The following is an 18459-nucleotide window of genomic DNA, read 5'->3' as shown; positions in this document are numbered from 1 at the left end:
GTACTAGCCAAGTGTGCCGGCGCGCACCATGGCAAGGATCAGGCAGAGCGCCGTCCCCGCCAAGGCCAGGGACACCGGAATGATGGCCACCTGCACCAGCGACCCCCATCCACTGATGGGACCGGACTGAGTCTCGAAGCGCTGCTGAAGAAAGCGCGAGAAGCGCGCCCGCACCTGTTCATAATCGGGCTGCATCCCCATCAACAGGGCCGAAATTCCGAAGTAAGCAACAAACAGGCCGGTAGCCACCGCCATCATGTAGGCGCTTTCCCGCTCGAAGCCGAAAGCCCCCCAGAAGACCAGCAGCAACCAGAGCCATGCGCCGATGACCACCTTGTAGACGCCGCCATGCAGGATACGGTTGCCTTGGCGCTCGTCGTGATGCGAAGTCTCGTTCCAGCGTATATCCGTCATCACCGCCTCCTGACATCTCTTTCCAATCCGATGTCGGCCGCGGCTGCGCCAGAGACGCTGCCTATCGATGCCCAAAACCCAGGCGTAACCGGCCCGGACCGGCATCGGGTTTCAGTCAAGCTCGCGGGAAACGTGGGGCTGGCCGGTTTCCCGGCGAGCGCGGGGAAGAAAGAAAAGGGAAAAATAATCTTGCCTTTCCCGCAGCTTTCTTCCATCTCCATCACTATATGGGCCGACCCCATGTCCTGCCCAAGGGGTCGCAGCTCCCAGGCTTCGTCTTGCCACGGACAAGCCCGTGAAAAGTCACACAGCATGTGGCGTACAGCGCGAGCCGCTGCGTGTCAGGCCAGCTCTTCCTCCAGCAGCTGCTTCAGGATGACCGCCTGGTTGTGCGCGCGGTCGCGGGCGGCGAAGACCAGGGTGACGCGCCCCTTTCGGGCCAGGTCCTGCAATTCCTCGAAGGCCCGGCGTTGTTCGCCGCTTTTCAGTTCGGCGCGATAGCGGCGCTGCATCTCCGGCCACTTCTCAGGATCATGCCCGAACCACTGACGCAGCTCCTTGCTGGGCGCCACCTCCTTCAGCCAGCGATCCAGCTTCAGCCTGTCCTTCGAGAGTCCACGCGGCCAGACGCGATCCACCAGCACCCGCGTGCCGTCAGTGTCGGCCGGATCGTCCTGGGCGCGCTTCAGGCGAATGGAAATTGCCATGGCCACTTCACACCCGCGGTCGGTGCTCCGTCCCCAGGCCGGGCGTGATGAAGAGCGCCGTGGCCTCCGCCTCCACATCGGCGGTGTGCCAGACGCCAGGCGCGTTGATGGCGTAGTCGCCGGCGTTCAGCGTCACGCTGGAAAGACTGCCGTCGGGGGCTTCCTGATGCAGGGTCATCGTGCCGCTAATGCAGAGCACCACCTCGCTGCCGTTGGGATGCACCTCCCAGCTGGTCCAGGGCTCCGTGAAGCTATGCAGGGCCACCAGGCGCCCCTCGGCGCCATCCGCCTCGTGGCGTGCGATGTAGTCCGCGTACCACTGCATTTCGCCGGTAAAGACCGGCTCCGCCGAGGCCGTTCCGCCGCGACCCAGATGGATGGGTCGGGTCTGGATCTCCGCCTTGCTCATGACACCCCTCCTTTAGGCTTACAATTCAGTCCAGCCTGGCCGCAGTGACCTCCACCTCGACCCGCAATTCCGGTTTCACCAGGCCCTGTACATACAGGAGGGTCGAGGCCGGCTTGTGGGCGCCCAGATAGCCGCTGCGCACCTCGGCATAGGCGGGAAAATCCGCTGGATGGACCAGGAAATGTCCGATCTTGACGATGTCCGTTACACCCATCCCGGCCGCTTGCAGACAGGTTACAAGGTTGCGCCAGGTCCACTCGCTCTGCTCCGTGATGCCCTCGGCAATGCTGCCGTCGGGCCGCACGCCCACCTGGCCGGAAATCACCAGCCAGCGCGCGCCGGCCGGCACCTCGGCCACGTGGGAATAATGCGCAAGCGGTGGCGCCATGCCTTCGGGATTGCTGAAAGTCATCGTCTTCTCCTTGCTGTCCGGAAGAGTCTACAACCTTGCGCATTTCCTGCCCAGTGCACAAGCTGGCCCGCCTGTCCGCCTGATATCAAAGTGATCTCAGGAGTCCTGACAGCAGCCATCGCCAAGCTGCACTGGCGGGCATTTCACATCGCCGTAGGAGCAGTAGACGCAGCAGTCCCCCGGCAGGGGCTTCAGCACGGCGCCGCAACCCTTGCAGTCATAGAAGTACTGACAGGCGTCGGTCGGCATCTCATCGCGCGACACATACCCACAAAGCGGACAAGTCAGTGTGGAAAAGCGTTGAAACATCCCGGCTGCAGGCATCACCCCGCCTCCGTCTCGACCCCCACCACTTTCTCAACCAGCGGCAGGTCCAGTTCCAGCCTGTCCGCTGTAACGCGCGGCATGACACGCCCTCTCGAACCACGGTCTATGCGGATCAGGCCATAGCTCTCCAGGGTCTTGAGCGTTCGAGACAGGTTGGATTTGGCCCGCCCCGTGAGACCCGAGAGCTCCTCGAGCGAAGCCGGGGACGTTTCGGCAATAATCTTCAACAGGTCCCTGTTCCCCGACGACAGCAGCTTCGCGAAGGACTCAGTGGAGGTGAACCACACCTTCGGCTCCTCGGGCCCGGGCTTCACCTCGCCACGCGCAATCGCCAGGCTTCGCGCCTTCATTTCTTCATAGCTGGCGATACCGATCCTCAACGTCGTCATGACAACGCTCCTTCCTCCTTGAGCACGGAGTCCACCAGCACCCAGAAATCCTCTAGAAGCGTGGCCGCATCCTGATACTCATACGGTCTGACGGTCCTGAACCGATGGCGGTGATCCATTGGCTCTCCCCGCTTTTGCCGCTCGACAGGATGGGCATTGTCGAAGCCGGCAATCCTTTGCCCATCCTTCCCGTGAAGCGTAAGGGAATAGTCCAGACCGTGCGGCTTCTCCGGACCCGGTCGAATACGGGTCACTCTAAAGCGAACCTTGTAGATGCCGTCCGGGTCTATAACAAAGACCGTTCCATCAAGTTCCAGAAGTGTATCCAGTGTGGAATCATGCTCTATCGGCACTTTATATTATCACTTCATGATAACTGTCCAACAGAATTCTGAAGCAACTACAGGATGTTATTCCTGGAAATTAAACAAAACTTCAATCTTAGATTACACGAACGCGACCAGGCGGCCGCAGAACAGGGCGGCGATCCAGAGGAGGAGTGAGACCAGGCCGGCCGCGGCCAGGCGGCGGGATACGCGGCCGTCTTCGCGCAGGGTTCGCCAGTCGGGCGAGAGGCGCAGCCAGAGCGCATTGGCGACGGCCAGCGCCACCAGGGCCAGCTTGGCCAAGAAGAAGGGGTTGGCCAGGTACTCGAAGGGGCGCACCGAGAACAGCAGCAGGCCCGTCGCCACGGCCAGGCCCAAGCCGGTCATGGCCACCGGCAGCAGCACGCGCGCCAGCCGCTCCGCCGGTTCGCTGCGCCACAGGCCGGCCAGGCGCAGGTCCAGCGGCAGGATGGCGCCCCCCAGCAGAGCCAGGCCCAGGATGTGGGCGCCGTTGACCAGCCCATAGCTCCAGCGCCCGCCGCGCAGGAAGACGGCGGGGCCGCTGTCGCGCAGCAGTTCGAGAAGCGCGGTCAGCACGCCTGGCCTCAGGGCATTGGCCGCTTGTCGTCAGTCGCGGCCCGGATAAAGATCGTGCACTTCGCCATCGATGATCACGCGCTCGGCCTTGAGACGGCGCTCATTTGCGTCCTTCGAGCGGTGACCCTGGACGGTGACCTCGGCGCCCTTGGAGAGGTTCTCTTCGCTCAAGCCGGCACGCTCGTTGCGCCAGGGTTGGCCCACCTCGACCTCCCAGGCCTCGCCCTCGACCATCAGGGTGACGGTGCCGTGCGGATTGCCCAGGCTGGTGCTTTCGACCACGCCGGTGAGCTCGGAATTCTCTTCCTCCGCCCAGCTCCAGCCATGGTGGGCCCAGGCGAGGACAGGCGCGAGGCCAAGCGTGAACGCAAGAACGGCGGCAAGAAACACTGGACGTACAGGCATGACAGGTCCTTTCCAGCAAATAAGATAAGAGAGTCCTGAATCTGGGACGCCGTGCGGAAAGGGCAAGCACGTTCCCGTCCAACCGCGGTGCCTCTTGCCGGGAAAACCCGGGCCCGCTAGGGTCCAGAAACGTCTCCATCCAGACATCCGGACCTTGCATGCCCCAGACCAGTCACCCCCAGAGCCTGCAGGACATGTTGGCGCGCATGGAGGCCGCCGGTAATGGCAAGGACAATGGCGACCAGGTCTCCGTGGACGAATTGATGAACGCCGTGGGCTATCGCTCCTTCGGACCTCTGCTGCTGCTGATCGCACTGATCGCCATCTCGCCCCTGGGCGGCATTCCGGGAGTGCCAACGCTCTTTGCCTTCTGCACCATCGCCGTCGCCGGGCAGATTCTGGTGAACCAGAAGCACCTCTGGCTGCCCAGCTTCATTCTGCGCCGTTCGGTGGAACAGGAAAAGCTGGCCGCCTTTCTGGCACGCCTGCGCCCCCTGGCCCGTCGGGTCGACGCCGTCGCCCGCCCGCGCCTGACCCGCCTCATCCGCGGGCCTGGCCTGAAGATGGCGGCACTATGCTGCATCCTGGTCGCACTCACCGTGCCGCCCCTGGAGGTCGTGCCCTTCGCCGCTGTCATCGCCTGGCTCGCCATCGGCGCCTTCGGCCTTTCGGTCATCCTGCAGGACGGCGCCATCGCCCTGGCCGGCCTGGCCATAGCTCTGGGCGGCGGCCTCGCCCTGTTCACCGGGGTGCTGTAAAGACAGTATTCTCACCAGATCCGAGCACGCAGTACCCTGCCAATTCGCACGGCGAGGCCTGACTGGCGCCGCAGCCGAGCTTCAAATCCCCAGATAGGCCTCGCGCACACGGTCGTCCGCTTCCAGTTCCCTGGAACTGCCGGACAGCACGATCTCGCCCGACTGCAGGACATAGCCGCGCTGGGCCACGGAGAGTGCCAGCGCCACGTTCTGCTCGACCAGCAGGATCGACATGCCTTCGGCATGGATCTCCTCCAGCGTCCGGTGCATCTCCTCCACCACCTTGGGCGCCAAGCCCAGGCTGGGTTCGTCGAGGATCAACAAACTGGGCTCCAGCATCAGCCCACGGCCCACAGCCACCATCTGCCGTTCGCCACCCGATAGCGTCCCCGCCATCTGGCCGCGTCGTTCAGCCAGGCGGGGGAAGAGCGTATAGACCTTGTCCAGACTGCGTGCGATGGCCGCTGCATCGCGGCGGCTGTAGGCACCCAGCTCCAGGTTCTCCTCGACCGTCATGGCCTCGAAGACATGGCGCCCCTCGGGCACATGAGCCAGGCCCAGTTCGGGCACGCGATGTGATGGCAGGGCAATCAAGTCCTGATCCCGGAAACGAATCTCTCCGCTGCGCTGTGGCACCAAGCCCGAGATGCTGCGCAGGAGAGTCGACTTTCCGGCCGTATTGGCACCGATCATGGTGACGAATTCGCCATCGCCTACTGTCAGCGACACGCCGTGCAGCACTTCGCCCGAACCGTAGGAGGCGTGCAGGTTCTTGATATCAAGCATGGGCACCCTCCCCCGATTCCTCCTGATGATGGGCGGCCGAGCTGCCCAGATAGGCCTCGATCACCACCGGATCGCGCGCGATCTGCTGTGGCGTGCCATCGGCGATCAGGGCCCCGAAGTTCAGCACCAGGATCCGTTCGCACAGCCGCATGACCGCCTGCATGTGGTGCTCCACCACCACGATGGAGAGACCGTCCTTCTTCAGGTCGCGAATCAGGCCCACCATTTCGTCCATCTCGGTCGGGGTCAGGGCGGCCATCACCTCGTCCAGCAACAAAACGCGCGGCTCGGTCGCCAAACCACGCGCCAGTTCCACCCGCGCCCTTTCGGGAAACGACAGGCTGCCGGCTGGCTTGTCCTTGGCCTCGGCCAGGCCGACGCGATCCAGAACGGCGGCTGCCTTGTCCCGTGCATCCTGCAGGCCATGGCGCAACAGGGCACCGGTCACCACGTTGTCCAGAACGCTGCTTTCGGCGAAAAGCGCGATGTTCTGGAAGGTCTTGGTCAGCCCGGCCGCCGCGATGCGGTGCGGCTTCTGTCCGGTGATATCCTTCCCGTCCAGTTGCACACGGCCCGCTGTCGGCCTGGTCAGCCCGACCAGCAGGTTATAGAGCGTGGTCTTGCCGGCTCCGTTGGGTCCGATCAGGCCCAGGATTTCCTGATGCCCCAGGGTGAAACTCACATCACTGACCGCTGTCAGGCCGCCGAACTGCTTGGTCAGGCCATTCACCTCCATAAGGGGGGTGGCCGTTGATATCTGGGACCCAGCCATTAGCGTCCCCCTTTGTTGCTGCCGCGCGTGAAGAGAGCGACCACCTCGTCCCACAACGAGGCCAGACCATGCGGCCGGAACAGGATGATCGCAATCAGGATCACGCCATAGACAAAGGCCGACAGGCCCGCGGCCTCGCCGCCCAGCTGCGCGTTGATTGTCTCCTCCAGCGGCACGATGAACAGCGCCCCCAGGATCGGCCCGATCAGCGTTCCGATGCCGCCCAGAATGGTGATCAGCGCAATCTGGATCGACACCGAGGCAATGGAGAAGACGGCGTCGGGATCGAAGAAGTAGTTGAACTGGGCATAGAAGGTGCCGCAAAGCGCCGTCAACGCGGCTGAAACCATCGATGCGATCAGCTTGGTGCGATAGGTATTCACACCCACCACCTCGGCAGCCTCCTGATTCTCCTTCACGGCACGCAGCCGATAGCCAATGGCACTGGTCTTCATGTACCAGAAGACCAGGCTGACCAGCACCGCCAGCCCCAGGCCCACAAAATAATAGGTGACCTGTGAGGCGAATTGGAACATGGCAAAGGAGCCCTCGGGCAGATAGGGCACGGAAATGCCCACCGGCCCGCCGGTCAGGTCCGACCAGCTGATGGCGATCAGGCGCATGACCTCACCGGCCGCCAGGGTGGCCAACGCAAAGTAGTGACCGCGCAGGCGAAAGGTGGGAATGCTGAGCACCAGCGCCAGCACGACAGCCAGCGCCATGCCCACGAACATGCCCAACCAGGGACTGATCTGGAAGTGCATCAGCAACAGGGTCGAGCTGTAGGCGCCAACCCCGAAAAAGGCGGCATGACCCAGAGAGATCTGGCTGGCAAGTCCGCCCAGGATGTTCCAGGCCTGCCCCATGGCAGCGAACATGCAGCACAGCGTGATGACGCGCAGCCAGGTTTCGTTTCCGCCCAGCAGCCAGGGGGCCAGCACGGCCACCAGCGCCAGCAGGACGAGGGCGACGACATTGGGTGCGGACAACGACTTCATGAGGTGGCACTCCGCAGCAACCCGCTGGGCCGCAGCGCCAGCACCAGGATGAAGATCAGGAAGAGCACCAGGTTCTGCTGCTGTATCGGCAACAGGAGGCCCGAGATCGACTGGATCACGCCGACCGACAGCCCACCCACCAGGGCGCCGGCAACGCTGCCCAGGCCGCCCAGCACCACGGCCGTGAACATCAGCACCACGAAGTTCGTGCCGATTGTGGGCGAGGCCGTCAGATAAGGCAGGATCACCGCGCCGCCGAAAGCCGTCAGGCCGACACCCAGGCCGAAGGCGATCTGGTGCATGCGATCAGGGTTGATACCGACGATGCGCGCCGCCATGGGGTCCTGCGCCGTGGCACGCATGGCCCGGCCCAGGCGCGTGCGGCGCATGAAAAGCCAAAGCCCCATGGCCGAGGCCACCGACAGCAGGAAGGCCAGCAGATAGGGCATGCTGATGATCAGGCCGCCCAGGTTCAAACCCATCACCTGGTAAGACGTCGAGACCGAGCGGTAGTCCGCCCCGAACAGCAACAGGGCGCCGTTCTCCAGCGTGATCAGCAGGCCCACCGTCAGGAATATCTGCGCCACCTCGGGTGCCTTGAGCACCGGCTTGATCAGTGCGCGCTGCAGGACCATCCCGCCCGCGAAGACCAGGGCGAAGGCCCCGAAGGCCCCGATCAGCGGATCGAGACCCAGATAGCGCCAAAGGAAATAGGCGACATACATGCCGACCATCAGAAAGGCGCCATGGGCAAAGTTCACGATGCCCATGATGCCGAAGACAAGACTGAGACCGACAGACAGAACGGCATAGACACCGCCGATCAGGAGACCGTCGATCAGGGCCTGTATGACGGACATTGCCGCTCACCCCCCGTTTTAGAGAATCTGCCCGGGACAGGCCGGCCCAGAAAAGGCCGGCCCGGCCGGGTCTTCTGTCGGGACTTACCCCTGGCCACCCCAGAGGGGCTCGGCCTTGGCCAGCTCTTCGGGGTAGATCGTGACCAGCTCACCATCGCGCCACTGCACCATGACGGGCTGCGCGTTGACGTTCAGGCCGGTTTCGTCGAACTTCACCGGCATGCCGTTCATGGCCGTGGCCCAGCCCTGGTCGAACTCGCCTTCGGTCAACTGCTCGCGCAGGGCATCGGGACTGGCCTCGCCGGCACGCTCCAGCGCCTGCTTCAGGCAGCCCATCAGGGTCGCGTGCTCCAACGCCTCGTGCACCATGAAGTAGCCGTACTCGTCACGGAAACGATCGGTGAACTCAGGCTCCTGGTCATAGTTGGCCGGCGAAATCGACATGACGCCCTCGGCCAGTTCGCCCAGCCCCTCGCGGAAGTCGGGAATCACATAGCCGGCCGCCCCGCCGACGGCGGGAATGGTCAGGCCGCGCTGGCGCATGGTGCGCACGATCAGAAGGCTGTCGTTCAGGTAGGACACCGGGAAGACCAGCTGCGCCTCCGAGGCGTCCAGCTTGTTGATCAGCTGTGTCACATCGGCAATGCCCAGCGGATAGGCCTCGTCCATCACCAGCTCGATGCCACGTGCTTCAGCCTCCGAGCGCAGCCCACCGGCCTGCGAAGTGCCATAGGCCGTGTCCTCGTACATGATGGCCACGCGCTCCAGATTCTCGCCGGCCAGCTCGGCAATGTCGAGGGTATAGCCGAACTGCGCCTGGCCTATGGTCGAGGCCTTGGAGACGACCTGGAAAACGTTCTTGTAACCGCGTCCCGTGATCTCGTCCGAGAAGGACATGGTGAGCAGCGGCACGCCGCGCCGCTCGGTCACCTCGGAAATGCCCAGCGTCAGCGACGATGCGAAGGCACCGAGGATGGCCACCACGTTGTCGCTTGTGACCATGCGCTGGGCCACCGTGGCCGCCGTCGAGGCGCTGGAGGTGGTGTCGGCGACCACCAGTTCGATGGGCGCACCGCCCAGGGCCTCGATGCCGCCGTTGGCGTTGATCTCGTTGGCCACCAGCTCGATGCCGTTGCGCGAATTGATGCCGAATTGGGCGTTGGCGCCGCTGAGCGGCACCGCCACACCAACCTTCACCGGATCGGCCGCGCGCCCCAGGCGCGAAACGAAGGGCATTGACAGGGCTGCCGCCCCGCCTGCAAGCGCGGTACGCCTTGTCACACGCAGGCCGCCTTTCAAGGTATCTTTCTTGGACTCCGCCATCTTTCTTCCTCCCACAGGGTTGATCCGCCACTGGCCGTTTACTGAGGTGGCCGTTCTTGGAATTATCGGCACAGCATGTGACAGGGCAAAATGCTCTGTCAATACTATTGACGGATTGTCCTACAATTTAGCAGGATGAGCCATGAATGAGAGACTGCGGACATGACACTTGAGGACCTGAAGATAGAACGCGAGCCGTTGTCGCTGCGCGGCAAGCTGGTGGAGCAGTTGCGCCTGGCGATCCTGGAAGGCCGCTTCGCCCCCGGCGAGCGCTTGGCCGAAAGCCGGCTGTGCGAGGCCTTCGGGGTCAGCCGCGGCCTGCTGCGTGAGGCCATGCAGCAGCTGGCCGCCGAGGAACTGGTGGTCAACATCCCGCACCGCGGGCCCGTGGTGGCCAGCATCGACCGGCGCCAGGCCGAGGAGATCTATCGCGTACGTGGCGTGCTGGAAGGGCTGGCCGCCGAGGACTTCGTCCGCAACGCCACAGCGGAGCAGCGCCAGCAGCTTTACGACATCACCGCCGAACTGCACGCGCTGGCCGACGAGAGCCGCGCTAGCGAGCGGGTTGAGGTCAAGAACCGCTTCTACCAAACCCTGATCGAGGGCGCCGACAACCGTGTTGTGGGCCAGTTCCTGGTCCAGCTGAACAACCGGGTCAGCCAGCTGCGCCGCCTGTCGCTCTCGGTGCCCGGGCGCTATCCCGAAACGCTGCAGGAGATCAACCGCATCATCGACGCCATCCGGGCCGGCGATGCTGCGGCCGCACGCGCGGCCGCCGAAGATCACGTGCGCCGTGCCACAGACGTCATCCTGGCGCAGTTCCCTGCGTCAACTTCCGGCAAAGGGCCGGATCAACAGAAAGAGGAGTAGCAACAGTCATGGATTACGGGGATCTCTACGACAAGGGCCTGAAAATCCGCCGGGAAGTTCTGGGGGCGGAGTATGTCGACAAGTCCATCGCCAACGCCGACGACTTCACCCGCGACCTGCAGGAGTTCGTCACCAGCACCTGCTGGGGCGCCATCTGGGGCCGCGAGACGCTGGACCGGCGCACCCGCTCCATCATCAACCTGTCGATGATCACGGCGCTGAACCGCCCGCACGAACTGAAGCTGCATGTGAAGGGCGCGCTCAACAACGGCCTGACGCGCGAGGAGATCCGCGAAGTGTTGCTGCACACCGCCATCTACTGCGGGGTGCCGGCCGCCATCGATTCCTTCCGCAACGCCCGCGAGGTCTTCGACCAGATCGACAAGGAAGAGGGCAAGGAATGAGCGACTCCGCCGCCCCCATCACCGGCCCCATCGGTTTTGTCGGCCCCATAGGATTTGTAGGACTGGGCAACATGGGTGCGCCCATGTGTGAATGCCTGGCCCGGGCCGGCCATGCCCTGCGCCTGTTCGACATCGATGCCGACCGGCGCCTCGAGGTGGCCCAGGCCACAGGCGGAACAGCGGTGGACAGCCTGGCCGAGCTGCCCCGCGGCTGCCAGCTGGTGATCACCATGCTGCCCGACTCGCCAGTGGTCGAGGCCGCCGTCCTGGGCAATGCCGACAGCCCCGGCCTGATCTCCGGGCTGGAGCCCGGCGCCGTGGTGGTGGACATGTCCTCCTCGGCGCCGCTGCGCACCGTGGCCCTGGGCGACAAGTTGGCCGAGCACGGCATCGCCCTGGTGGACGCCCCGGTCTCCGGCGGCGTGCCGCGCGCACGCACGGGCAAGCTGGCCATCATGGCCGGCGGAGATCCCGCCCAGGTGGCGCGCGTGCGCCCGGTGCTGGAGGCCATGGGCAGCCTGCTGGAGGCCGGGCCCCTGGGCGCCGGCCACGCCGCCAAGGCGCTCAACAACTTCGTCTCCGCCGCCGGCCTGGCCGCCGCCTGCGAGGCGGTGAACATCGCCAAGCGCTTCGGCATCGAGGGCCAGCGCATGACCGACATCCTGAATGCTTCGACGGGCCGCAACAATTCGACCGAGAACAAGCTGGCACAGTACATCCTGAACCACGACTACGGCTCAGGCTTCGCGCTGGCCCTCATGGCCAAGGACTTGGGCACCGCGTCCGACCTGGCCGCCGAACTGGGCCTGGACACCCCCACGCTGGAGACCAGCGTCAAGCTCTGGACCCAGGCCCGCGACCAGCTGCCCGCCGACGCCGACCACACCGAAATCGCCCGCCTGTCGGAGCCGAAGGAGGGATGAGGGAGGTAATACAGCAGAAAGGCCTCCTTCGAGGCCCTGCCTACGGCAGGGCGCCTCAGGATGAGGTTTTTTCTTTAGGATCAACGTTCTACTACTTGGCCCCCTCCCCTCATGCTGAGGTGCGCGACCGTCAGGTCGCGCCTCGAAGCACCCCGGCACAGGCAAAGCGACACCAGAGTCTTGCCAATATTTGCCAAAGCATGCCATTCTTTCCCCCATGGAGGACTGGCAATGGCAACGATGAATATTTCCCTACCCGAACAGATGAAGGCATGGGTGGAGTCCCAGTCGAAGAGCGGTCGCTACGGCAATGCCAGCGACTACGTCCGCGACCTGATCCGACGCGACCAGGATCGACAGGCCCGTTTGGCCGAGCTGCAACAGCTGATCGACGAGGGCGTGAACAGCGGCGTCAGTTCCAACAGCCTGGACGACCTTCTGGCCCAAGCCCGGCGCCAAGCTGGAACCGATCACTGACATGCAGCTTCGAACGAGCCGGAAAGCCGATGAAGATATTATCGCTATCTATCTTTACGGCGTCCGGGAATTCGGAGTTCACCAGGCCGAGCGTTATCACAGCGATCTCATGGCGACCCTGCGTCTGCTCTCGGAGCAACCCATGATCGCCAGGGAACGCCATGAATTCCGGCCCATTGTCCGCATTCACGCCCACCAAGCCCACCTGATTGTCTATCAAGTACGACAGGACGATGTTCTGATACTTCGTGTCCTGAATGGCCGCCAGGATTGGAAGGAGCTGTTGTCCTGATGCCGTGCGATCAGCAATTTGCTTGTGATACCGGCGGCAGGAGCAGCTCATGAAAGCTGACGCCCTGATCGCCGCCTGGCACAAACGCGCCTCCAAGGATCCGGACCTGGCTTTTGCTGCCAAGGGCCTGGCCACACGCCTGGTCTGCCGCAGCGGCGAGACTGTCCTTGCCCTGCCCCTGGGCGCCCCGCCGGCCCACGGTGCCGTGCCGGAGATCACCATCTCGGCCGCGCCCGAGGCCTGGACCGCCCTGCTGGACGGCCGGCGGCAGCCACCGGGCTGGCAGTCCTTCGGCGCCATTTTGCGCCAGAATCCCGCCTTCGCCATCCAGGGCGATCCGCTGGTCCAGGCCCAGGCGCTGGCAGCGCTGGAGCGGGCTTTCGAACTGACACGTCCCGACGCGCCCTGGGACAGCCCGGAAGTCGACTTCGCGCATGATATCACCTCTGTCACCGGCCACTTCCATCGCATCGACCACGATGGCCAAAGGCTGCCGATCCATGCACTGCAGGCCGGCGCACCAGAAGGACCGCCCCTGGTCTTCCTGCACACCGCCGGGGCCGACGCGCGGCAGTACCTGCACCAGCTGGCCGACACGGCCCTGGGCGCTGTCTTCCCCATGTATGCCTTCGACTTGCCGGCCCATGGCGCCTCGCCGCCCGCCCAGGCCGGACCGCCCGGCGTGCTGACCCAGGATTTCTACCGCGGCATCTCGGCCGCCTTCCTGAGCCAGGTGGTGGCCCCGGCGCACAGGCAGCAAAAGCCCATTGTCATCGGCTGTTCCATGGGGGCCTCCATGGCCTTGGTGCTGGCCGCCGAGCACCCCGAGCTGCTCTCCGGCGCCATCGCGCTGGAGGCGCCCTTGCAGGCGCCGGGCCGGCGCTCACCCTATCTCTGTCATGCGGCGGTGGACAGCGCGCGACACAATCCCTCCTACGTCCGCGCCCTGCTGGCGCCGGCCAGTCCCCAGCGTTACCGAGACGAGGCCTGCGGCTGCTATGCCCAAGCGCGCCCGGGCATCTATGACGGCGACCTGGCCTTCTACAGCGAGGAATACGACGGCGCCGCCGTGGCCGCCCGCCTGTCCGGCAACGGTGTGCCGGTCACCCTGCTGACTGGGGAATACGACTACTCCAGCTCGCCCGAAAGCACCCGTGCGCTCGCCGCCCTGATCACCCAGGCCGTCATGCGCGAAATGCCTGACCTGGGCCACTTCCCCATGCAGGAACACCCCCAGGCCTTCCGCCCCCACCTGCTCCAGGCCTTGGCCGACATGACCGGACTGGTGGTGTAGGGAGGGGCGGATGATGAGCGCAAACTGGAACAGTTACAGAAGAAATGCCTCCTTCGAGGCCCGCTTGCGCGGGCACCTCAGGATGAAGATTATTTTGTTTTACCAAATATTTATTGAGAATAACCAACCCACATGCTGAGGTGCTCGACCGATAGGTTGAGCCTCGAAGCATCTAGGCACAGACCCAGACACAAGCGAGTAAACACCCATGACCACCCCCGACATCGACGCCGACACCTACCGCGTCTTCGCCATCCGCTACGCCACACTGCGGCGCGATCCGCACCATTTCGTGCTGGAGCCGCACCCGGAGGTGATCGACCCGCACGAGGGCGGGCGGGTCATCGACTATTTCGTCTGGGTCGTCGTCGGCCGCGGTCGCATCGTCATGGTGGACACCGGCTTCAATGAAGCGGCGGCGAAGAAACGAGGGCGCAACTTTCTGGGCTGTCCGGCGGCGGCGATTGAGCGCCTGGGCCTCTCGGCCGAGCGGGTGGACGAGGTGGTGGTCACCCACCTGCACTATGACCATGCCGGCAACCTGGACCGCTTCCCCAACGCGCGCTTCCACGTCCAGCGCAGCGAAGTCGCCTTCGCCACCGGACCCGACATGCGCCACCCCGTCTGCCGCGCGCCCTTCGAGCCAGAGGACGTCTGCAACCTGGTCACCTACAACTTCGCCGAGCGGGTGCGCTTCCTGCACGGTGACGGCGAGATCGCGCCCGGCATCGGCGCCCACCTGGCCGGCGGCCACACCGCCGGCATGCAGGCGGTCAGCGTCGAGACGGCGCGCGGCAAGCTGGTCCTGGCCTCCGACGTGGCGCACTTCTTCGACCAGATGGTCTGGCGCAACCCCTTCCCGGTGGTCGTCAACATCCCCGCCACCCTGGCAGCCTACGAGCGCATGCGCGAACTGGCCCAGGTGCGCGACGAACAGGGCGAGATTCACGACCGTCCCGATCTGGTCATCCCCGGCCACGACCCCCTGGTGCAGGACCTCTACCCCACGGTGGCGGAGGAAACCATCGAGCTGTCCACCGAACCGCTGGGCGAGTCGCCGCTGGCCAGGGTGTGGACGCTGTAGCTACGCGCTCACTACCGCCGCTTGGCCGGACCGTGGCCCGAGGCGCCCCTCACCCCTCGATCACGCGCAGCGGCGGGCGGCCGATGGAGTGGTAGTTGAGGCCGGCTGCGTTCATTTCCTGCGGCGTGTAGATGTTGCGCAGGTCGACGACCACCGGCTGGGCCAGCAGGCGCCTGACCCGTGCCAGGTCCAGGCCGCGGAACTCGTTCCATTCAGTCAGCAGGACCAGGGCATCGGCCCCCTCCAGCGCGGCGTAGGCATCTTCGCGCCAGTCCACGCCGGACAGCAGGCGCTTGGCGTTGTCCATGCCCACGGGATCGAAGGCCTGGACAGTGGCGCCGGCCTGCTGCAGCGCCGGAACCAGGTCCAGGGCGGTGGATTCGCGCACGTCGTCGGTGTTGGGCTTGAAGGTGACACCCAGCAGGCCGATGGTCCGGCCGGCCAGGTCGCCGCCGCAGGCCTCGGCCACCTTATCGGCCATGGCGACCTTGCGCGCCTCGTTCACTGCCACCACGGCCTCGACGATGCGCTGTTCGGCACCGGCCTCCCGACCCGTTTCCACCAGGGCGCGGGTGTCCTTGGGAAAGCACGACCCGCCGAAGCCCGGGCCGGCGTGCAGGAACTTGGGCCCGATGCGCCCGTCCAGGCCCATGCCGCGGGCCACGTCCTGGACATTGCCGCCCACCTGTTCACAGAGGTCGGCGATCTCGTTGATGAAGGTGACCTTGGTGGCCAGGAAGGCGTTGGCGGCGTACTTGATGACCTCGGCGGTCTCCAGGCCGGTGACCACCATGGGCTTCTGCAGCAGGGCCAGGGGGCGGTAGAGCGTTTGCAGCAGCTCGGCCGAACGTTCGCCCTCGACGCCCAGGATGACGCGGTCGGGGCGCAGGAAGTCCTCCACCGCCGCGCCCTCGCGCAGGAATTCCGGGTTCGACGCGATCTCGAAGTCCAGCTCGGGCCGGCGTGCACGGATGCGCCGGGCGATCTCGCGCCCCGTGCCCACCGGCACCGTGGACTTGGTGACGATGACGGTGAAGCCCTCCAGGCTGTCGGCCAGCGCATCGGCCGCGGCATAGACATGGGACAGGTCGGCGCGGCCGTGCGGATCGCTGGGTGTGCCCACGGCCAGGAAGACGGCGTCGGCGTCCCTGACCGCCGCCTTCAGCTCGGTGGTGAAGGCCAGGCGCCCGGCCGCCACGTTGCGCGCCACCAGCGGCTCCAGCCCCGGCTCGTAGATCGGGATGCGCCCGGCTTCCAGCGCCGCGATCTTGTCCGCGTCGCGGTCCAGGCAGGTGACGGTCCAGCCGAATTCCGAAAAGCAGGCGCCGGAGACCAGGCCCACATAGCCGGTGCCGATCATGGTGATGTTCATGGGTAGACGTTCCCCTTGCTGGCGCGGCCCTACGTGCGGGCCGAATGAGTCGCCCGCCTTTTACGCCGCTGCGCCGGCGGAGGAAAGGGGGTGGTTGTGGTCAGTGGCTTGTGGCACGGCCTGATCCAGCTGCTTCGAGGCTTTGCCTTCGGCAAAGCGCCTCAGCTGAGGGAGGTGGAGAGGGCTTAGGGGACTGAAGTAAAACCCCCTCCTCAGCCTGAGGTGCGAGCATAAGCGAGCCTCGAAGGCGCCCGGCACAGGCGGAGAGGTCCCACCCTGCCTCTTTTCCCGGGTCGGTAAAGGCTGCTATCTGGTACGCACGAATTCGCCACCGGAAGATTGCCGCCATGCCCAGCCTGCTCGTGCTCGGTTCCAAGCCCGATCCCTGCCTGCCGCCGGCCTGGCAGATCGATGCCGTCGCCTGTGCCAATGCCTCGGGCTGGTCGGCGCGGGCGGCGGGCCTGCCGACACCACGCTTCACGGTGGTCAGCGCGGTACTGGGTGCCGGCACGGCGCGGGACGAGAGCGGCAAGCGCCAGGCCAACCGCATCGCGCTGGAAACCCTAAGCGGCCTGTCCAGCGACGAGGTCTGGTACCTGCCCCGGCCGCCGGCACAGGGGCTGCTGCCCCGCAGACTCCTTCGCGAAGCCCGGCGCTGGCGCATGTCGGCCTGGCATGTACGCCGGGCACTGCGCCAGGCGGGCTACGACTTCGGGCACTTCCATGCCCCGCCCTACAGCCACTACACGCAGCTGTTGCAGCGTGAAACGGGGGACGACCCGGATGCTGCGGCGGCCGTTGCCATCAAGCAGCCCTCCACCGGTGTCTTCGCCACCCTACTGGGTCTGGCTGACCCGGCCTGGGACCGCGTGATGCTGGCCGGCATCTCTTTCGAATTGACCCATGCCTATGCTGAAAACCCGGCCATCACCGCCCTGGGCACCACCCGCAGCAAGCATGCAGAGACCGATATCACCGTCCTGAGCGCGCTGGGGCGGCAGCATCCGGGGCGACTGGTCACCAGCGAGCCTGTGGTGGCGGAGTGTTGTGGGCTGCCGCTGGTAACGGGGGAGGGCTGACGGCGCCGCCTGCGACTTCCCAAGGCCCGTCGTTCCTGCTACCTGTTCCCTTCCCGATCAAGCAGCGGAGTTCGGTGGTTCATGGGCGGAAAGATCCTCAAGCGACAGGTTCGCAGCCTTCGCCATTTCTTCCGGCCCGGCGGCAACTACATCATCTCTTTTCCCAAGTGCGGGCGGACCTGGCTGCGTCTGATGCTGGGGCATTACCTGGCGCATCACAACGGCATCGAATCACAGGATTACCTGATGACCGGAGAGCTGCTCCGGCAGCCGGGCGTGCCGCAGCTGGTCGCCTATCACGATGACAAACCCTACAAGCGGACCCCGGAAGAGCTGGAGCGCAGCAAGACCAACTATCGCAAGGACCGCGTGCTCTTCCTTTGCCGCGATCCACGGGACGTCCTGGTTTCACAGTACTATTCCCTGCGCTATCGTGCCAGTTCCCACGGCTATGACGGTCCGTTGCAGGATTACGTCTACGAGGCGCGCGGGTCGCTGGCGACCATCGTTGCCTATTATAACATCTGGGCCGATCAGCAGCATAACCCGCGCGATTTCCTTCTGTTGCGCTACGAGGACATGATCGCCGAGCCGGCAACAGCCCTGACGCGTGCCCTGGGCTTTTTCGGGGTGAGGGAGGTTCGTCCCGACCTGGTCGCGCAAGCCGTGGACTATGCCAGCTTCGACAACATGCGCCAGCTTGAGGAAGCCGATGCCTTTGGCCGCAAGACGCTGCGGCCGACGGAGAAGGGCGACCTGCGCACCTACAAGACCCGCAAGGGGGTGGTGGGGGATCATCTGGAAGCGTTGGCGCCGCGTGAACTTGCCCATGTGAATGCCGTCGTCGCGCGCGAACTGGATCCTTTCTTCGGGTATGGGGAGGTGAGTGCCGCCGTTTCAGAGGGGAGTGGGTAGAGGGGCTGGTGAGAATGCAAACAGCGCTGCCACAGCTGGCGGCCGATCCTTCGAGGCCCGCTGCCGCTCACACCTCTGGATGAGGTTCTTCTTTTAATTTCAGGACATTCACGTGCCTCCCTCCTCTCCTCTTGCTGAGGTGGCTTGACGTCCTTCGAGACACCGCCTTAGGCGGCCCTCAGGATGAGGAAGTCAAGCCCTCGAAGCAGCTTGGCACAGGCGGTTGGTCCAGGGGCAATTGCTAACGGCGCCGCCTGGCTTGGTGG

At 65.0% G+C, this 18459-nt stretch carries 25 protein-coding genes; 10 read left to right on the top strand and 15 right to left on the bottom strand.

Going from position 1 to position 18459, the window contains the following annotated elements; all coding sequences use genetic code 11:
• Positions 1-3 precede the first annotated feature (3 nt).
• From G502_RS0110610 to G502_RS0110565, 9 genes are all read right to left on the bottom strand, one after another.
• Positions 4-414, bottom strand: a complete 411-nt coding sequence (locus G502_RS0110610) for a hypothetical protein (RefSeq protein ID WP_022728644.1) — start codon at positions 412-414, stop codon at positions 4-6.
• A 341-nt stretch (positions 415-755) separates the two neighbouring features.
• Positions 756-1121 carry a DUF488 domain-containing protein gene (locus tag G502_RS0110600; RefSeq protein ID WP_022728642.1) on the bottom strand — a complete coding sequence of 122 codons (366 nt, stop codon included), beginning with the start codon at positions 1119-1121 and terminating at the stop codon, positions 756-758.
• Between the two features lie 7 nt (positions 1122-1128).
• Positions 1129-1530, bottom strand: coding sequence for a cupin domain-containing protein (locus G502_RS0110595; RefSeq protein ID WP_022728641.1), 402 nt, complete (start codon positions 1528-1530; stop codon positions 1129-1131).
• A gap of 25 nt (positions 1531-1555) precedes the next feature.
• Positions 1556-1942: a RidA family protein gene (locus tag G502_RS0110590; RefSeq protein ID WP_022728640.1), complete on the bottom strand. Its 387-nt coding sequence runs from the start codon at positions 1940-1942 to the stop codon at positions 1556-1558.
• A gap of 96 nt (positions 1943-2038) precedes the next feature.
• Entirely contained in the window at positions 2039-2251 is a 213-nt protein-coding gene (locus G502_RS22720) for a GDCCVxC domain-containing (seleno)protein (protein WP_245560763.1), read from the bottom strand.
• Positions 2252-2265: 14 nt separating this feature from the next.
• The gene (locus tag G502_RS19720) at positions 2266-2658 is read right to left on the bottom strand and encodes an HVO_A0114 family putative DNA-binding protein (protein WP_040488119.1); all 393 of its coding nucleotides are present in this window, start codon (positions 2656-2658) and stop codon (positions 2266-2268) included.
• Positions 2655-3011 carry a toxin-antitoxin system TumE family protein gene (locus tag G502_RS0110575; RefSeq protein ID WP_022728639.1) on the bottom strand — a complete coding sequence of 119 codons (357 nt, stop codon included), beginning with the start codon at positions 3009-3011 and terminating at the stop codon, positions 2655-2657. Before G502_RS0110575 ends, G502_RS19720 begins: the two co-directional genes overlap by 4 nt.
• A gap of 93 nt (positions 3012-3104) precedes the next feature.
• Positions 3105-3581 carry a hypothetical protein gene (locus tag G502_RS0110570; protein WP_022728638.1) on the bottom strand — a complete coding sequence of 159 codons (477 nt, stop codon included), beginning with the start codon at positions 3579-3581 and terminating at the stop codon, positions 3105-3107.
• 30 nt (positions 3582-3611) lie between these two features.
• A complete protein-coding gene (locus G502_RS0110565) occupies positions 3612-3986 on the bottom strand; it encodes a DUF6152 family protein (protein ID WP_022728637.1) in 375 nt (124 codons plus the stop codon).
• A gap of 158 nt (positions 3987-4144) precedes the next feature.
• Here G502_RS0110565 and G502_RS19715 point away from each other — a divergent pair, with 158 nt between their 5' ends.
• Positions 4145-4744 (top strand): exopolysaccharide biosynthesis protein, encoded by a 600-nt coding sequence (locus G502_RS19715; protein WP_022728636.1) that lies wholly within the window; start codon positions 4145-4147, stop codon positions 4742-4744.
• 81 nt (positions 4745-4825) lie between these two features.
• Here the strand turns inward: G502_RS19715 and G502_RS0110555 are convergent, their stop codons facing one another.
• The 5 genes from G502_RS0110555 to G502_RS0110535 all read right to left on the bottom strand — a co-directional run bounded on the left by G502_RS0110555 (position 4826) and on the right by G502_RS0110535 (position 9483).
• Complete coding sequence (locus G502_RS0110555) at positions 4826-5530, bottom strand: ABC transporter ATP-binding protein (RefSeq protein WP_022728635.1); 705 nt, start codon at positions 5528-5530, stop codon at positions 4826-4828.
• Positions 5523-6302 carry an ABC transporter ATP-binding protein gene (locus G502_RS19710; protein ID WP_040488118.1) on the bottom strand — a complete coding sequence of 260 codons (780 nt, stop codon included), beginning with the start codon at positions 6300-6302 and terminating at the stop codon, positions 5523-5525. Before G502_RS19710 ends, G502_RS0110555 begins: the two co-directional genes overlap by 8 nt.
• A complete protein-coding gene (locus G502_RS0110545) occupies positions 6302-7300 on the bottom strand; it encodes a branched-chain amino acid ABC transporter permease (protein ID WP_026989330.1) in 999 nt (332 codons plus the stop codon). The genes G502_RS19710 and G502_RS0110545 overlap by 1 nt, the downstream gene beginning before the upstream one ends.
• Complete coding sequence (locus tag G502_RS0110540; protein WP_022728634.1) at positions 7297-8160, bottom strand: branched-chain amino acid ABC transporter permease; 864 nt, start codon at positions 8158-8160, stop codon at positions 7297-7299. The genes G502_RS0110545 and G502_RS0110540 overlap by 4 nt, the downstream gene beginning before the upstream one ends.
• An 84-nt stretch (positions 8161-8244) precedes the next feature.
• Positions 8245-9483, bottom strand: a complete 1239-nt coding sequence (locus G502_RS0110535) for an ABC transporter substrate-binding protein (RefSeq protein WP_022728633.1) — start codon at positions 9481-9483, stop codon at positions 8245-8247.
• A 162-nt stretch (positions 9484-9645) separates the two neighbouring features.
• On the opposite strand from G502_RS0110535, the gene G502_RS0110530 reads away from it, so the two are divergent.
• From G502_RS0110530 to G502_RS19705, 7 genes are all read left to right on the top strand, one after another.
• Complete coding sequence (locus G502_RS0110530) at positions 9646-10353, top strand: GntR family transcriptional regulator (RefSeq protein ID WP_022728632.1); 708 nt, start codon at positions 9646-9648, stop codon at positions 10351-10353.
• A gap of 8 nt (positions 10354-10361) precedes the next feature.
• Positions 10362-10757: a carboxymuconolactone decarboxylase family protein gene (locus G502_RS0110525; RefSeq protein ID WP_022728631.1), complete on the top strand. Its 396-nt coding sequence runs from the start codon at positions 10362-10364 to the stop codon at positions 10755-10757.
• Positions 10754-11680, top strand: a complete 927-nt coding sequence (locus G502_RS0110520; RefSeq protein WP_022728630.1) for an NAD(P)-dependent oxidoreductase — start codon at positions 10754-10756, stop codon at positions 11678-11680. Before G502_RS0110525 ends, G502_RS0110520 begins: the two co-directional genes overlap by 4 nt.
• 231 nt (positions 11681-11911) lie before the next feature.
• Positions 11912-12157 carry a type II toxin-antitoxin system ParD family antitoxin gene (locus G502_RS0110515; protein ID WP_022728629.1) on the top strand — a complete coding sequence of 82 codons (246 nt, stop codon included), beginning with the start codon at positions 11912-11914 and terminating at the stop codon, positions 12155-12157.
• A 1-nt stretch (position 12158) separates the two neighbouring features.
• The gene (locus G502_RS0110510) at positions 12159-12449 is read left to right on the top strand and encodes a type II toxin-antitoxin system RelE/ParE family toxin (RefSeq protein WP_022728628.1); all 291 of its coding nucleotides are present in this window, start codon (positions 12159-12161) and stop codon (positions 12447-12449) included.
• Positions 12450-12498: 49 nt separating this feature from the next.
• Entirely contained in the window at positions 12499-13743 is a 1245-nt protein-coding gene (locus G502_RS0110505) for an alpha/beta fold hydrolase (protein WP_022728627.1), read from the top strand.
• A 208-nt stretch (positions 13744-13951) separates the two neighbouring features.
• Complete coding sequence (locus G502_RS19705; protein WP_022728626.1) at positions 13952-14827, top strand: N-acyl homoserine lactonase family protein; 876 nt, start codon at positions 13952-13954, stop codon at positions 14825-14827.
• Positions 14828-14876: 49 nt separating this feature from the next.
• Here G502_RS19705 and G502_RS0110495 read toward each other — a convergent pair whose 3' ends face one another.
• Positions 14877-16199: a UDP-glucose dehydrogenase family protein gene (locus tag G502_RS0110495; protein ID WP_022728625.1), complete on the bottom strand. Its 1323-nt coding sequence runs from the start codon at positions 16197-16199 to the stop codon at positions 14877-14879.
• 347 nt (positions 16200-16546) lie between these two features.
• Here G502_RS0110495 and G502_RS0110485 point away from each other — a divergent pair, with 347 nt between their 5' ends.
• Both G502_RS0110485 and G502_RS0110480 read left to right on the top strand, forming a co-directional pair.
• Positions 16547-17278 (top strand): hypothetical protein, encoded by a 732-nt coding sequence (locus G502_RS0110485; RefSeq protein WP_022728623.1) that lies wholly within the window; start codon positions 16547-16549, stop codon positions 17276-17278.
• Between the two features lie 81 nt (positions 17279-17359).
• Entirely contained in the window at positions 17360-18193 is an 834-nt protein-coding gene (locus G502_RS0110480; RefSeq protein WP_022728622.1) for a sulfotransferase domain-containing protein, read from the top strand.
• Positions 18194-18459: the final 266 nt, after the last annotated feature.

This window comes from Fodinicurvata sediminis DSM 21159, from assembly GCF_000420625.1.
In the GTDB taxonomy this organism is placed as follows: domain Bacteria; phylum Pseudomonadota; class Alphaproteobacteria; order Kiloniellales; family DSM-21159; genus Fodinicurvata; species Fodinicurvata sediminis.
This window is presented reverse-complemented; position numbering and strand designations above follow the sequence as displayed.

Bases quoted from the DNA above. Each gene is read 5' to 3' on its own strand.
- G502_RS0110600 (WP_022728642.1), bottom strand. From the start codon at position 1,121: ATGGCAATTTCCATTCGCCTGAAGCGCGCCCAGGACGATCCGGCCGAC.
- G502_RS0110540 (WP_022728634.1), bottom strand. From the start codon at position 8,160: ATGTCCGTCATACAGGCCCTGATCGACGGTCTCCTGATCGGCGGTGTC.
- G502_RS19705 (WP_022728626.1), top strand. From the start codon at position 13,952: ATGACCACCCCCGACATCGACGCCGACACCTACCGCGTCTTCGCCATC.
- G502_RS0110495 (WP_022728625.1), bottom strand. From the start codon at position 16,199: ATGAACATCACCATGATCGGCACCGGCTATGTGGGCCTGGTCTCCGGC.
- G502_RS22720 (WP_245560763.1), bottom strand. From the start codon at position 2,251: ATGTTTCAACGCTTTTCCACACTGACTTGTCCGCTTTGTGGGTATGTG.
- G502_RS0110505 (WP_022728627.1), top strand. From the start codon at position 12,499: ATGAAAGCTGACGCCCTGATCGCCGCCTGGCACAAACGCGCCTCCAAG.
- G502_RS0110610 (WP_022728644.1), bottom strand. From the start codon at position 414: ATGACGGATATACGCTGGAACGAGACTTCGCATCACGACGAGCGCCAA.
- G502_RS0110535 (WP_022728633.1), bottom strand. From the start codon at position 9,483: ATGGCGGAGTCCAAGAAAGATACCTTGAAAGGCGGCCTGCGTGTGACA.
- G502_RS0110590 (WP_022728640.1), bottom strand. From the start codon at position 1,942: ATGACTTTCAGCAATCCCGAAGGCATGGCGCCACCGCTTGCGCATTAT.
- G502_RS0110595 (WP_022728641.1), bottom strand. From the start codon at position 1,530: ATGAGCAAGGCGGAGATCCAGACCCGACCCATCCATCTGGGTCGCGGC.
- G502_RS0110525 (WP_022728631.1), top strand. From the start codon at position 10,362: ATGGATTACGGGGATCTCTACGACAAGGGCCTGAAAATCCGCCGGGAA.
- G502_RS19720 (WP_040488119.1), bottom strand. From the start codon at position 2,658: ATGACGACGTTGAGGATCGGTATCGCCAGCTATGAAGAAATGAAGGCG.
- G502_RS19715 (WP_022728636.1), top strand. From the start codon at position 4,145: ATGCCCCAGACCAGTCACCCCCAGAGCCTGCAGGACATGTTGGCGCGC.
- G502_RS0110545 (WP_026989330.1), bottom strand. From the start codon at position 7,300: ATGAAGTCGTTGTCCGCACCCAATGTCGTCGCCCTCGTCCTGCTGGCG.
- G502_RS0110520 (WP_022728630.1), top strand. From the start codon at position 10,754: ATGAGCGACTCCGCCGCCCCCATCACCGGCCCCATCGGTTTTGTCGGC.
- G502_RS0110565 (WP_022728637.1), bottom strand. From the start codon at position 3,986: ATGCCTGTACGTCCAGTGTTTCTTGCCGCCGTTCTTGCGTTCACGCTT.
- G502_RS19710 (WP_040488118.1), bottom strand. From the start codon at position 6,302: ATGGCTGGGTCCCAGATATCAACGGCCACCCCCCTTATGGAGGTGAAT.
- G502_RS0110515 (WP_022728629.1), top strand. From the start codon at position 11,912: ATGGCAACGATGAATATTTCCCTACCCGAACAGATGAAGGCATGGGTG.
- G502_RS0110555 (WP_022728635.1), bottom strand. From the start codon at position 5,530: ATGCTTGATATCAAGAACCTGCACGCCTCCTACGGTTCGGGCGAAGTG.
- G502_RS0110485 (WP_022728623.1), top strand. From the start codon at position 16,547: ATGCCCAGCCTGCTCGTGCTCGGTTCCAAGCCCGATCCCTGCCTGCCG.
- G502_RS0110510 (WP_022728628.1), top strand. From the start codon at position 12,159: ATGCAGCTTCGAACGAGCCGGAAAGCCGATGAAGATATTATCGCTATC.
- G502_RS0110530 (WP_022728632.1), top strand. From the start codon at position 9,646: ATGACACTTGAGGACCTGAAGATAGAACGCGAGCCGTTGTCGCTGCGC.
- G502_RS0110480 (WP_022728622.1), top strand. From the start codon at position 17,360: ATGGGCGGAAAGATCCTCAAGCGACAGGTTCGCAGCCTTCGCCATTTC.